The 12,700-nt window shown below is 60.6% G+C and carries 9 protein-coding genes and 1 pseudogene; 3 read left to right on the forward strand and 7 right to left on the reverse strand.

The features are described 5' to 3' along the window. Positions 1 to 168: 168 nt before the first annotated feature. Together BGIM_RS0127440 and BGIM_RS0127445 are read right to left on the reverse strand one after the other, a co-directional pair. Positions 169 to 945: a gamma-glutamyl-gamma-aminobutyrate hydrolase family protein gene (locus tag BGIM_RS0127440; protein ID WP_020472904.1), complete on the reverse strand. Its 777-nt coding sequence runs from the start codon at positions 943 to 945 to the stop codon at positions 169 to 171. A 259-nt stretch (positions 946 to 1,204) separates the two neighbouring features. After that, complete coding sequence (locus BGIM_RS0127445; RefSeq protein WP_020472905.1) at positions 1,205 to 1,429, reverse strand: hypothetical protein; 225 nt, start codon at positions 1,427 to 1,429, stop codon at positions 1,205 to 1,207. Positions 1,430 to 1,646: 217 nt separating this feature from the next. Between BGIM_RS0127445 and dcuC the strand changes: the two genes are divergently transcribed. Beyond that, positions 1,647 to 3,074, forward strand: coding sequence for a C4-dicarboxylate transporter DcuC (gene dcuC / locus BGIM_RS0127450; protein ID WP_157369457.1), 1,428 nt, complete (start codon positions 1,647 to 1,649; stop codon positions 3,072 to 3,074). Positions 3,075 to 3,313: 239 nt separating this feature from the next. Here the strand turns inward: dcuC and BGIM_RS58375 are convergent, their stop codons facing one another. From BGIM_RS58375 to BGIM_RS68045, 3 genes are all read right to left on the reverse strand, one after another. Further along, complete coding sequence (locus BGIM_RS58375; RefSeq protein ID WP_020472907.1) at positions 3,314 to 4,054, reverse strand: class I SAM-dependent methyltransferase; 741 nt, start codon at positions 4,052 to 4,054, stop codon at positions 3,314 to 3,316. A 92-nt stretch (positions 4,055 to 4,146) separates the two neighbouring features. Further along, on the reverse strand, positions 4,147 to 5,394 hold the full coding sequence (locus tag BGIM_RS58380; RefSeq protein ID WP_020472908.1) for a collagen-binding domain-containing protein: 1,248 nt from the start codon (positions 5,392 to 5,394) through the stop codon (positions 4,147 to 4,149). A 543-nt stretch (positions 5,395 to 5,937) separates the two neighbouring features. Next, on the reverse strand, positions 5,938 to 8,868 hold the full coding sequence (locus tag BGIM_RS68045; protein WP_020472909.1) for a DUF4394 domain-containing protein: 2,931 nt from the start codon (positions 8,866 to 8,868) through the stop codon (positions 5,938 to 5,940). A gap of 374 nt (positions 8,869 to 9,242) precedes the next feature. Between BGIM_RS68045 and BGIM_RS0127475 the strand changes: the two genes are divergently transcribed. Both BGIM_RS0127475 and BGIM_RS0127480 read left to right on the forward strand, forming a co-directional pair. Further along, positions 9,243 to 9,962, forward strand: coding sequence for a 3-keto-disaccharide hydrolase (locus BGIM_RS0127475; RefSeq protein ID WP_020472911.1), 720 nt, complete (start codon positions 9,243 to 9,245; stop codon positions 9,960 to 9,962). 40 nt (positions 9,963 to 10,002) lie between these two features. Further along, the gene (locus BGIM_RS0127480; protein WP_020472912.1) at positions 10,003 to 11,397 is read left to right on the forward strand and encodes a DUF1501 domain-containing protein; all 1,395 of its coding nucleotides are present in this window, start codon (positions 10,003 to 10,005) and stop codon (positions 11,395 to 11,397) included. Between the two features lie 7 nt (positions 11,398 to 11,404). Here BGIM_RS0127480 and BGIM_RS0127485 read toward each other — a convergent pair whose 3' ends face one another. Both BGIM_RS0127485 and BGIM_RS52705 read right to left on the reverse strand, forming a co-directional pair. Beyond that, positions 11,405 to 12,205: a ThuA domain-containing protein gene (locus BGIM_RS0127485; RefSeq protein WP_040890675.1), complete on the reverse strand. Its 801-nt coding sequence runs from the start codon at positions 12,203 to 12,205 to the stop codon at positions 11,405 to 11,407. A 167-nt stretch (positions 12,206 to 12,372) separates the two neighbouring features. Beyond that, positions 12,373 to 12,700 (reverse strand): annotated as a pseudogene (locus BGIM_RS52705) (IS982 family transposase); the annotation flags it as partial.

A 12,700-nucleotide genomic window follows, 5' to 3' on the forward strand; every position in this document is an offset into this window, starting at 1 on the left:
CCGGTCCCAAGCATGTCGGGCAGATAACGTCGGCCGCTTCTCCACCGCTACTTCCTCTCTTGCCGAACAAACGCCTGAGCGATTGAGACATGACGGTCTCCGGGCGCCCACGCGACCCGGCTCGCTTTTGGTCACCTTGTCTCCCTGTCCCCTTGTCCCCTTGTCATCTTAAGCGGCGGCCAGCTTAAACCGGGGAGCGGCACCTGCCTGTGATTCCCGAGCGGTCGCTTGCACGAAGCACTCGAACATTTGCATGTCGAGGGCCGAGGCGGTGTCGGCTTCCGGGTGCCATTGGACGGCGAGGCAGAACCAGTCCGAGTCTTCCGATTCGAGGGCTTCGATGACGCCGTCCGGAGCGCGGCCGCCGACTCGCAGGCCCTTGGCCACGACGTTGATGCCTTGATGGTGGCGGCTGTTCACTCGCAGTTCGTTGGTGCCGTAGATTTCTTCGATGCGGGTGTTTTCCTCCAGCATCACGATGTGGCGGTGCGGGGCGCCGGTCGGGTCGAAGTGCGGCAGGGCCTTCGGGCAATCCACCGGCAGGTGCGAGAAGAGGGAGCCGCCCATCAGCACGTTGATTTGCTGCATGCCGACGCCGATGGCCAGCACCGGCATTTGCCGGTCGATCACGCGGCGGACCAGAATGCGGTCGTTCGAGTCGCGGCGTTCGGCCATCGGCTGGACGGTGGCGGTCAGCGGCTGGTTGGTTTTGCGGGGGTCCATGTCCAGGCCGCCCGTGAGAAGCACGCCGTCGCAGCGGTCGAGCAAAGAGTCGATTTCCGCTTCCTTGCCGAGCGGAGGCAGCAGGATCGGCAGGCCGCCGGCGGCATAAACGGCGTCGAAATACCCGGCGTTCACGCGGGCATGAGCCGAGTAAGTCTTCCCGGCGAGAAAGTAATCCGTGTTGATACCGATGACGGGGCGCGGACTTTCCTTGGCGGCCATGACGGGAACCCTCCTTGGTGATTTGTCAGACGAACCGGGACGACCGTGCCCCGATGCTCCCTTGGGTTTGGACTCAATCCAGAACCACGGGAGGTGGAAGATTACACAACCCAGGGGGGCTGCCGCAAGGGCAAAATTTTTCAAATGGGAAGATTGTGCGGATTACGCTGGTTTTAAAGGGATTTTTGAGCGTATTTGATCCGGGAATTTTTCAAGTTTCACCCGGTGACCGGCCGGGGATTGTCGCCGACTCAAGCGATCATTTTGTCAACGAAACGAATCGTCCCGGAGCCTCGCCGATGGGAGCCAGCGGTGGCGGGGGAAGCGGCTTTTCCTCCGGTTTGGGGACTGCCGCGACGGGCTTGGCCTCGGCCGAGGGGATGGCGAGGGCCGGTGCTTCCGGGTCTTTCTGGAAGAACAAGATGGCGACGGCGATGACCAAGCCGACGCCGACCAGCAATCCGCATTTGGCGTCCGTCGGCATGGTGAATAATCTCCCGTGGTGTGATCGCATGGCGTGTGCCTGATGTGACAATCATGCCGCGTGTTGGACGAGAACGCCCGGCTCCCCGGAAACTTGAATCAAAATCCGTTCGCATTTCAAACTCGCCCGCGCCATAATGCGTGCCTGCGGCGATACCCGCCGACTCAACGTGATCGTTTTAACCGGTTCCAACCCTTCCCAGGACACATTAACGCACATGGATGGATCAATCCTGACGATTCTCGCGGCCGGATTGATCGTGGCGGCCGCTGTGGTGGCGATCATCCGAGGCATCGACGTCCGCCTCGCCCTTCTGCTCGCCGCGCTCGCCATCGGCGGCCTGGAGGGTGATATCGCCCCCATCGTGCGGGAGTTTCTGACGACCTTCAGCAACGAGAAGTTTGTCATCCCTATCTGCACGGCGATGGGCTTTGCCTATGTGCTTCGCCACACAGAATGCGATCAACATCTGGTGCGGGCGCTCACCAAGCCGCTGCAATACGCCCGGTTGTTTCTGATCCCCGGCGTGGTGGCCGTGGGTTTCATGGTCAACATCCCGGTCATCAGCCAGACCAGCACGGCCGTTTGCCTCGGGGCGGTCGTGGTGCCGCTGATGCGGGCGGCGCGGCTTTCCAATGTGGCCATTGGATCCACGATTTTGCTCGGGGCTTCCATCGGCGGGGAGTTGCTAAACCCCGGTGCCCCGGAGTTGAACACGGTCGGCCAGCGGCTTGGCATGTCCCCCACCAAGGTGGTGTCGCATGTTGTTCCCCTGTTGTTTCCGCATGTGATTCTGGCGACGCTGATTTTCTGGTACCTCACGGTTCGCGGGGAACGCCAGTTCAAAGGTACAATCCCCGAAGTGATCGAGCCGCCGGTGAGCTTCCGTGTGAACATTTTCCGGGCGTTGGTTCCGGTGGTGCCTCTGGTGGTGTTGTTCCTGATCGGGCCGCCGTTCAATGTCTTCAAGGTTCCCGAACGCTGGGTGGTCACGAAACCCGTGGAAGTCCTCGGCCAACTGGCGGGCGCCCCGGCAATGGTGTTGTTCGACAAAAAGGATTCGGGCTACGAAACCCGGCTGATCGGGGCGGCCATGCTTCTCGGGGTCGCGCTGGCCGCGTTGAGCCACCGGCAAAAGATCCGGGGGGTACCGAAAGCCTTCTTCGAGGGGGCGGGGCATGCGTTCACGGATGTGATTTCGTTGATCGTGATCGCCAACTGTTTCGGCAAGGCGATCGAACTTGTCGGCCTGACGCGGGTGATCGGCTACCTTGTGGGACATGCCCCGGATTTGCTGGACCCGCTGGCCGGGGCGATTCCCTGCGGCTTCGCGGCCATCGGCGGGTCTGGCATCGCGGCGACACAGAGCTTGTACTCCTTTTACGTCGCTCCGGCAAACGCCGTGGGAGCGGACCCCGCCGACATCGGAGCGGTGGTGTCCCTTTCCTCGGCCGCCGGCCGAACGCTCTCTCCGGTGGCGGCCGTCTGCCTGATGGCCGCCAAACTGACCGGAACCAATTCTTTCCAGTTGATGAGACGGGTTGCTCCGCCGTTGCTGGTCAGCCTAACTGTGGTGATCGGCTTGCGAATGTTGGGGGTGTTGGAGGCGCTAACAAAACTTCTGGCATTCAACTTGAGCAATTGACAGGCAATCGCCACCAGACAGGAGGCGTCCGTCATGGCTCAAACTCGAATGCCATGGGCCTTCTTCGACTTGGTCGCCCGCCATTTGCCGTTGGAGCAACCCACCGGCCTCGGAGACGGTTGGCCACCTGCCAGTCAACGTGTCGTGCTGAATATCCTCTGGCTTGTCCTGTCTGCCGCCGCCCACCAGCCTGGAAGCGGTAATTATCTTGCGAATGTTACAGACAATCTGGCGACTTCTCAGCCAGCCACGGCGGCCACGAGATATCCGTAAGCCCTCACGCCCGGAAACAGCCACGGCATCAGCAACCGTCCATCAGGCCGGGTGCTGACAGGGCGAAGCTCTCGCAGGGAGAATCCGGCGGGGGCGAGCTCGGCGAGGAGTTCTCGCTTGGTGTAGTGGTGAAGCGTCAGGTCGGCCCCGCCCCGGTGCTGGGGCATGGTCCGGTCGCCGGGTTCGGCTCCCCGGCGGCCGAGGCCAAATCCCATCTTGAACCGCACATTATGGGCGTGGACCACGAACACCCCGCCGGGCTTTAGAATTCGGCGGACATGTTTCAGAAAAGCGGCCCGGTTCTCCCGGCCGCGAAGCATTCCGAGCGTGCTGAACAAACAGGCCGCGTAATCGTGCGAGGCGGCCGGAACTTCGTCCAACTCGACGAGGTTGGCTTTGAGCGTGGCAATCGGCAAGTTCGCGTCGGCTGCCTTGCGGCGAAGCACATCAAGCATCGGCTCCGAGAGATCGACGCCGAGGCAGTCAAACCCGCGCGGGGCGAGGCGCATCAGCAATCGGCCGGTGCCGCAGCCGAGGTCGATCACCTTGCCGGGCGTCGGGAAGTGCTGGTCGGCAAAGGCCAGATCCACTTCCAGCAAATGGGTGCCGGAAAGGGCGGCGTCGTATTCGTCGGCCACGCGGCGGCTGGAGACGTAGTCCCACAGACCGCGATCCGTGCCGGTTGGTAGTTGCCAGTCGGGAATCATGTGCCGACAGGATATTGGAGACGGGCGGGAAATGAAACGATCCCGGCGAACATTCGCCGGGATCGTTGTGGTTTGTCAGTTCTCGTCAGCGATTAGTCTTTGCAGCCGCAGAGTTCGCCGAAGTTGTAGCCGGTGGAGACCACGCCGCAGCCCTTCACTTGGATGCCGCAGATCACGTTCACGCCGGTCTTGCCACCGAAGGAGCCGGCCGCGCTCTTGCCGCCGTGCATCCAGGTCGGGTTGGCGGAGCGGACCGTGTACGTGCCTTCTTGAAGGCCGACGAAGGAGTAGTTTCCGTCGGAGTCCGTCGTGGTGGCGAGATTGATATGGTTGCCGTTCTTGTCAATCCCGGTGATCGTGATCTTGATGTTGCTGAGGGTGTTTTCACCGGTGTCGATCACGCCGTTGTTGTTCTTGTCATAGAACACGTTGCCCTTGATGGTCGAACCGGGGCACGGCATGCACGGCGGCTTGATGTCGATGCAGGGGTTGGCCGTTTCGATTTCGCCGTAACCGCACATGGACTTGGCGACCACGGTCCCGTGGATGGCGCCGTTCGAGAAGTCGAACGCGGCCTTCGGAGCGACCACGCTGCCCAAGAACCCGATGCCTTGGAATTGCAGGTTGGTGGCTTGGTTGAAGTTGAACACCACGTGGTTGTTGTCAACCCCCTGGAGGTTCATCCCCATGAACTGCATCCGGGCATCGGTGCCGGAGACGTTGACCAGCACCGTGGACCCGGCCGGAGCCTTGATCGTGATGCCGTTGGCGTCCCACAGCTGGGCGGCCGTCAGGTTGAAAACGTTTTGCTTGGCGTCTTTGCCGGTGAGCGTCAGGGCGCCGTACCAGTTGGACACGGAGCCGGTCGACTTCATGGCCTTCCACGCATTGGAAAGGTTGGTCAGCTCGGATTGGGCGGCCGCGAAGTCGATCGGCGTGCCCTTGTGAATGTCCCCTTGCGGGTGGCCGAACATGTCCGTCGTGGCCTTGTCGCCGTAAACGGTGTTGCCGGCGAAGTTCTGGCCGTTGGTGAAGGTCAGGTCGTTGCCGACGATCAAGTCGTCCCGCGTGCCGTTGGAGTTCGGGAGCTTGGTCCCGACGCTGTAGGCGGTGAAGGAGGCGTTGCCGCCGACCGCCACCCGGCCTTCGATGTCGCTGTTGTAAGCGTTGACATCGCCGAAGTAGAAGGCACTGAAATCGCTGGCGACCCCCAGTCCGCTGGCGGGCACTTCGCGGGCTTCAAGCGTTTGAACGTTCAAGCGGGCGCTGGGCGATTGCTTCTTGAACCCGGACGATTGTTTTTTGAAGCTGGCGTTAATGTTCATATTCCAAAAGGCCATTTGTAAACTCCGCGGACGGGAGAGCCGTGGATGGTGAGAAAAATCAGATTGAAGTTTTGAGGGGACCTCAAACCTGATTAATCGTCAAAGGACGACTTTCAACTTTTTTGACTCTAACGAGGAATCGGAATTTGACAAAGGGGAACTGACTAAATTTTAGGATAATTTCGTTGACTCGTTTTAAATTGTGTTCTAGCCAAAATTCCTATTTTAACGATTAACCGGAAGAGAGGGATTGTGCGGAATTTAAGGCTGCTTTTTCGGCTGGGCAATAGTGATTCAAGGCATGTTGAGACGACAGCACGGGTGTCGAATCGGCAAAGAACAGACGAATCAGGGGGAAGGAAATTGAAAAAGCCAAACAAATCAAAATATGTCGATTTTATGAAATCCGCAAATTGATGTCCAAACTGGCAAAACTTAGCGGTCTGGATTGGATTTGAATGACAGCGATCAAGTCGAATATCGATCCGGCCGTCCCAAATTTAAGATTTTGGGACGGCCTTCTGAGTTTTATGAAGAGCCGCAATTGAGACTCCCGCCTCAATTGACCTGTTCGGTCGTCTTCACACGATCTGTCAGGATGTCAATCGGGGGAATGCTGATGTTGGCGAAGAACCAATCGGTTCCCGCCCCGCCGGTCAGTTTGTCAACGGCCTCATCGGTGAAGACAGATGTGCTATCCAGCACCGCCGTGCCGTTGAGGCCGCCGCCCAAGCGGAGGTGGGCGAGGCGTTGGGCATAGGTTTCGTCCGTGCGGACCCATTCGGCTTGCAACAACATCAGGCCGGTGACATCGGAATCAAACTCGGTTTCGCCGTCAATGAGGATGTCGTCGCCCGCCCCCCCGTTGAGCTGGTCGTCTTGGGAGCCGCCGATGATGATGTCGCGGCCGCCATTGCCGGACAGGACGTTGACGACATCGCAACCGACCAGAATGTCATTCCCCTCGCCCCCCATCACGTTTTGAATGTCATCGACGAAACCGCCAATCGCGGTGGAAATTCCGAGGTCATAGCTGAAGAAAACCGAGGTTTTGAACGCCCGGTAGTCCAGCGTGTTGGTGCCCGAACCCCCTTCGAGGAATCCGCTGATGGACGCCCCGACGCTGATCTTGAACGTGTCATTCCCCTTGCCGCCGACCAGATTTCCAAATCCCTTGAAACTCGTCGTGCCGGCCTTGCCCGTGTCGACTCCGGTGATGCTCCACGCCGTGGCGGCGTCAGGGCCGATCAAGGTGTCCTCGCAGAGGCCGCCGCCGGTGGAGTCAAAATTGGCGCCATCGCCGCTTCCCACGAAAGCATTGATGCCGCTAAAGCAACCGATATTGGTGGCGAACTTGTCTTGCAGTGAAACCACCACGGAGTGGGTGAAATCGGAGTAGTTCAGCGTGTTGACCCCGGCCCCGCCGGTGATGGCGCCGCAGACGCCGGCGTGATTGGCCAGATTGAACGTGTCAGCCCCAGCGCCGCCGGTGAGGTTCTCGATGCCGCAGAAATCCAACGAACCGTTCAGCGTGCCGGCATTAAAGTGCGTGATATCCCAGATATTGCCGCCCCGGCCAAGGGTGGTGACGGGCGGCGCGGGCTGGAAATGCCGCTTGTCGGCCGGAATGGCCGTTGTCGCGGCCACCCCCGGACTGACGAGGGTGTCAAACCCGGCGCCGCCGATGATGCTTTCGGCCTGCGAACCGGTGAGCGTGTTGGCACCGCTTTTGGCCGTCAGTGTGGTTGTCTTGGTGAAGACGATGTTGTTGCAGGCATCGTAGAAATCGAGGGTGTCGGCCCCGCCGTTGACCGCTTCGACGAACTTGTCGACGCCCCATCCGTCGGCGAATCGGTAAGTGTCGTCCCCCTTGCCGCCGACGAGAGAATCGTTGCCCTTGCCGCCGTCGAGGAGGTCATCCCCGGCGCCGCCGGTGAGGGTGTCGTTGCCGGTGTCGCCGCAAATCGCCGTGTCGATGGCGACGGTCGGCGCCACGGTGATCCGGTCGTTGCCGGCGTAGCCGTGAATGATGATTCCGCAAGTGATATCCGCCAAGTCGTAGGTTCCCGCCAGGGTTCCGTTGATCGTCACATTCAGTTGGCCCGGTTTGACGTTTGGTTTGACGTTTGGCGAGACCGTGATGATGTCGTTGCCATCCGTGCCGCTAATCACCAGACTGCCACCGACGAGGCCAATGTCTTGAATGGTGATGCTGGAGGTCGCCGTTTCGGAACTGTAGGCGCTGAATTCGCCGTTGGCCGAAACGTCCACGCCCGACGCGCCGTCGGCATGACCATCGGTTTGATCCCAAGCCCGGAAGGTGAGGGTTGCGGTGTTCGGGGCTTTGCTGTTCGGCACGAAGCGGAGGCGATCAAAGGGGGATGTGTCCAGCAATGTGGCCGACGTGTCCGAGACGGCTCCCAACTGTTTCCAGTTGGCGCCGCCGTCGGTGGTGTATTCCCATTCGCCGTTGGTTCCGGTCGAACCGACTACGGCGACCCCGGACAGGGCGGCCGGATCGGGATCGGTGATTTGCCCGCCGATGAGGTCCGAAACCAAGTCTCCCTGATTGTTGGTGTCGGTCGGAATCATGGTGAAGTCATTGGCGCCGTTGAGCGTCGGGGCGGTGTTGCCGATCACCGCAATGTCCTTCATCGTGACGCCGCCAAACGACCCGCGCGTGCTGGCTTCCCCGGTGCCGAGATCGACGGTGTAAAGGCCGGATGTTCCGGCCACGACAGCATTCAGGTAAGCTGTTCCATCAGGGGAGATGTCCAACCCCGCGACGCCTTCGCTGCCAGAGTCGGTGGAGATCCCCGAAGCGCCAACCGGGGAGATGGACGACGTGAGGGGATCATAGGTGTACAAATGATCGCCGGTGGTGTCATAGGCGTAAAACGTAGTGTCGGCGGCCCCGGCGAAATGGTTGGAGGTGGCCAGTCCCGCCAGCGTGACGGAAAGGCCCGAGGCGTCCACGGCGGCCGGTGTCCCGACTTGGAGGCCGGTGTCGGGATCGAATGTCAGGTCCAGCGGACTGGTCAGGATGTCGCCGCTGACGACGACATGCGCCTGATCCAGCACGGGATCAAAGCTAAACGCGAAGATGGTGTTGGCCGTTACCCCCGTGACCGCGACGGGGGAACCCAGAGCGGTGGCGCCGCCCGTTTCGGGATCAATGGAGAACAATTGAATGGTGTCTGGCAGGGGGTGGCCCAAGCCGTAAATCTGTCCGGTCGCGGGCCGGTAAGCAATGGCTTCGACCGTCTCGCCGACATCCAGCCCCGAGATCGCCACCGGAGTGGTGAGCGTGTCCGGACTTGAACTGTCAAAGCGGACCAAGCTTGTCGAATCGGTGAGGCCGATGAGGGCGGCCATGAGCGCGCGGTTTTCGAGTCCCTCGACCGCCAGCCGAAGATTCGGGAGCCGAATCGCCTTCCGCAACCGGTCAGTGGAATTCAGGGGCAAAAACGGCCGGAAAAGGCGGCGCATCGGGGGCCTGCTGGGTGAGAGGTTAAAGTGATCGCAATCCATTGCATTGCCCGGCCCTGCGGCGACCAAGCTCGGGATAAAGAACAGGAGCTATTCCAAGGGAATGTCCGGTCCCGCGTAGACAACGATTCCACCGGTGTCAAGCAGAATTATGCCTGTTACCCTCCGACGGATCAAGCTTGTTGTGCGATTTTGATTCCCGTCGACCGGCGAAATGATCCTCACAACCCGCGGCAACGAACGCCCGGACACGCCAAAATGGCCGACAGGTTCCCCGGAAGCGGGAACTAAAAACGGAAAACTGGATTCTCCATTTCGATTCTGGTACGATCTTTTTCCTGCCGACAAACTCTCCTCATTTCAGGATGCACCCGATGCGTTATCTTCCGATCGTGTTCTCTTTGCTCATCGCTGGCGTGGCCGCCGCCCAGGAAAAGAAAGAGGCTCCCCCGAAGAAAGAGGCTCCGGTCGTCAAACCCCTGGAGGGCAAGAGCGAGACGAAGCACTTGTTCGACGGCAAAACCCTTGACGGCTGGGAAGGCTATTCCGATCTGTGGTCTGTCAAAGACGGCGTGATCGTCGGCGCCAATGAAAAACCGCTCAAGTTCAGCACCTACCTGCTGACCAAGGACAAATACACCGATTTCCGGCTCACTTTTGCCACAAAACTGGCCAAATCTGAAATGCACTCGGGCATCAGTTTCTGGGGCAGCGTCAAGCCGGATGTTTCCAAAGATCCCGAGGCGGACCGCACCAAACACACCTACGCCGGGCATCTGGTGATGTTCCCCTCCGGTTACGGGTTGTACGATCTGTTCGGCCGCAACAGCCTGCCGGTGGACAGCGCCCCGGCGAAGAAGGCCGGCAAGCAACACGATTGGAACAATGTTGAAATTCTGGCCCAAGGCAACCGCATCCGTGTGGCGATCAACGGGGCGGCCGTTGTCGACTGGCGCGACCCACTGCCAGACCGCATCAAGGCGGCGCCCGTCGGCCTGCAACTGCATAGCAACTCCGTGCCGCAGGAAGTTCAATTCAAGGGGCTGACCATCGAAACCTTCCCGAAGGAAGACAAGTTGTTGACCGTGAAGTGACAGATGCTTTTTGAGTTATCGGCCCCGGAGGTTCCCGCCAATGATTCGCTTCTTTAACAGTGGTTCAACCACCTGCGACCGGCTTGACCGGCGGGAATGGCTCCGCATCGGCGGCCTTGGCCTCGGGGGGCTGACGCTCGCCGGGTTGGGCCGTCAGCCGGCGGCGCGGGCTGCCGAATCGGGCGGGTTTGGGAAGGCGAAGTCGGTCATTGTCTTCGGATTGCTCGGCGGGCCGCCGCAACATGAAACTTGGGACCCGAAGCCCCACGCCCCGTTGGAAGTTCGCGGGCCGTTCGGGACTATCGCCTCCCGCACTCCCGGTCTCCGTGTCGGCGAACTGATGCCGCGCGTGGCCCGACTCACGGACAAAATCGCCGTCTTGCGAGCGGTCGTCACCAACGACAACGCCCATTCTTCCAGCGGCTACCAGATGTTCACCGGCGTTCCGCACCAGCCGCCGAACACGGAAAATTCCCTGCCAAAAGCGCCGAACAATTGGCCGAGTGTGGGGGCGATGGTGCGGTATCTCCGGCCGGCCGCCGGGCGGTTGCCATCGGCTGTCACGCTGCCGGATCATATTTGGAACGACGGCAACATTCCGTGGCCCGGTCAGGATGCGGGTTTTTTGGGTCGCAAGCACAACCCGTGGGTGGTCCACTGCGATCCGGCTGATCCGCAATTCAAAATCGATTCGCTCGATCTGCCGGCCGAAGTGCCGCCAATGCGGTTCACAGACCGGCGTTCGCTTCTTGAACAGGTGAACCACCATTTCGACGGGGCCGACCGCCGGGGGGACTTTGAAACGCATGACGCCGTTTCCCGCCGGGCCTTCGACCTTCTTTCGGCCGGGACCACCCGGAGGGCGTTCGATCTGAACGCCGAGTCTCCGGCCGCGCGGGATCGCTACGGCCGCAGCCGGTTCGCCCAAAGCGCGCTGCTCGCCCGGCGACTGGTCGAGGCGGGCGTCGGCTTGGTGCAGATCAACTGGACACGGATCGCGGACAAGCCGAATCAGGGAGGTTGGGACACGCACGCCAAACACAACGAGGCATGCAAGGATTTCTTGATGCCGATGATGGACCGGGCGTACTCGGCCCTGATTGAAGACCTAGAAGCAAGGGGCTTGCTATCAGAAACGCTGGTCGTCTGGTTCGGCGAATTTGGCCGGACACCCCGCTTCAACGCGGCCGGCGGCCGGGACCATTGGGGCCATGTCTTCTCGCTGGCCCTCGCCGGCGGCGGCGTGCGGGGCGGGATCGTCCACGGTTCATCCGACAAAAACGCGGCCTATCCGATGGATGGCCGCGTGGAACCGCGTGATCTGATCGCCACGATGTTACACTGTTTGGGCCACGCCCCGGATAGCGAATTGAAAGATACCCTCGGCCGGCCGATTCCGGCCAGCCGAGGCGAGGTGATCCGGGCGATTCTTTGAAACGTGCTTACTTCGAGGCATCCTTCTTGGGGATTTCCTTCACCGCCGGCTTCAGGTAGGTGTCGTTCAGCTTGTCGGTGGCCCAGAGCAGGCCGTGCGCCAGGAGGTCCAGGTAGCGGGCGTCGCCCACAGTGGCGTTGTTATGGCCGAGTGTGGTGTTGAACACGCGCGTTCCGTGGTAGTCGTTTGTCCACACGACCACGGTGGTTTCAGTCTTGTTCTTCAATTCTTGCGATCCGCGGGCCAGCGAGGTAGCCGTCTTGAGGATCTTCACGTTGTTGTAAAGTTCTTCGTTGACGGTCTTCCAGTCGGCCATGCCCTTCGTGATCGGGTGTTCTTTGTCGATGAACGTGATGCTGATCGGCACCTGCGGCCCGTGACCGGTGGACTCAATGCCAATGAACTCGAACCAGTCTCCCTTGCCCGTCCGGTAGCTGTGCATGGCGCAGTGCAGGTTGACGGCCGGGAGGCCCGCCTTGTGGGCGCCGAGGATGTTGCCAACCGTCTCGGCATCCTTCACATCCGCGCTGCATTCGTCGTGGATCACCACGTCGTAGCCCTTGGCCCAGTCGGCTTTCTTGTAGGGTTCAAAGGTGGCCTTGGTGCTGCTGTCGGCCGAGTAAACGATGGTCACTTCGACATGGGCTCGGGCCTCAAGACCCTTCTTCAGGATTTCTTGCTGGGCCTTGTAGTCGTGGCAGCAGCCGCCGAGAACGAGCAGCGCTTTGATTGGCTTCGGGTCGGCCGCGCACAGGGAGGACGTGGCGAACAGCATGGCCGCCAGGGCCGGGAGGAGTAATCGACGCATGGAAAACAGTTCCTTCGGGGAGGGAGCGCCGACACCGCCCATCGCGGCCGACGCCAAAGGGGGAATGTACCATCCGGGATGGCCGGGGGCTAGAAGGATGTGGATTTGACGGGTGGAATTTGGAATGACCAATGACCAATGACCAATGACCAATGACCAATGGGGCGTTATGCTAGTTGCGGGAAGGCCAGTCGCTTGATTTTTCTAGGTTCCGGGTTTCCGAGGAGACGGTTGAGGTAGACGCAGAGCAGATGGCCAAGCATCTTGCTTCGCAACCGGGCCTCGAAGCCGGTGGGAGTTTTCGCCCGGTTCCGGTCGGCCCCGAACTGTTCGGTCAACTGGCTGTTGATCGACTCGATTCGCTGACGGTAATGGTCCACGAACCGGGTTTCCTCCGGCGGCAGTTGGTCCTTGTAGTTCTTCTGCCGTTTGCACACCATCTCCACGCCATGCTCCTTCAACTCGTCGAGTCGCGGTTTGGAATAATAAGCCTTG

This window comes from Zavarzinella formosa DSM 19928, assembly GCF_000255705.1.
GTDB lineage: Bacteria > Planctomycetota > Planctomycetia > Gemmatales > Gemmataceae > Zavarzinella > Zavarzinella formosa.

Bases quoted from the DNA above. Each gene is read 5' to 3' on its own strand.
- BGIM_RS68045 (WP_020472909.1), bottom strand. From the start codon at position 8,868: ATGCGCCGCCTTTTCCGGCCGTTTTTGCCCCTGAATTCCACTGACCGG.
- BGIM_RS58375 (WP_020472907.1), bottom strand. From the start codon at position 4,054: ATGATTCCCGACTGGCAACTACCAACCGGCACGGATCGCGGTCTGTGG.
- dcuC (WP_157369457.1), top strand. From the start codon at position 1,647: ATGGATGGATCAATCCTGACGATTCTCGCGGCCGGATTGATCGTGGCG.
- BGIM_RS0127445 (WP_020472905.1), bottom strand. From the start codon at position 1,429: ATGCCGACGGACGCCAAATGCGGATTGCTGGTCGGCGTCGGCTTGGTC.
- BGIM_RS58380 (WP_020472908.1), bottom strand. From the start codon at position 5,394: ATGGCCTTTTGGAATATGAACATTAACGCCAGCTTCAAAAAACAATCG.
- BGIM_RS0127475 (WP_020472911.1), top strand. From the start codon at position 9,243: ATGCGTTATCTTCCGATCGTGTTCTCTTTGCTCATCGCTGGCGTGGCC.
- BGIM_RS0127480 (WP_020472912.1), top strand. From the start codon at position 10,003: ATGATTCGCTTCTTTAACAGTGGTTCAACCACCTGCGACCGGCTTGAC.
- BGIM_RS0127485 (WP_040890675.1), bottom strand. From the start codon at position 12,205: ATGCGTCGATTACTCCTCCCGGCCCTGGCGGCCATGCTGTTCGCCACG.
- BGIM_RS0127440 (WP_020472904.1), bottom strand. From the start codon at position 945: ATGGCCGCCAAGGAAAGTCCGCGCCCCGTCATCGGTATCAACACGGAT.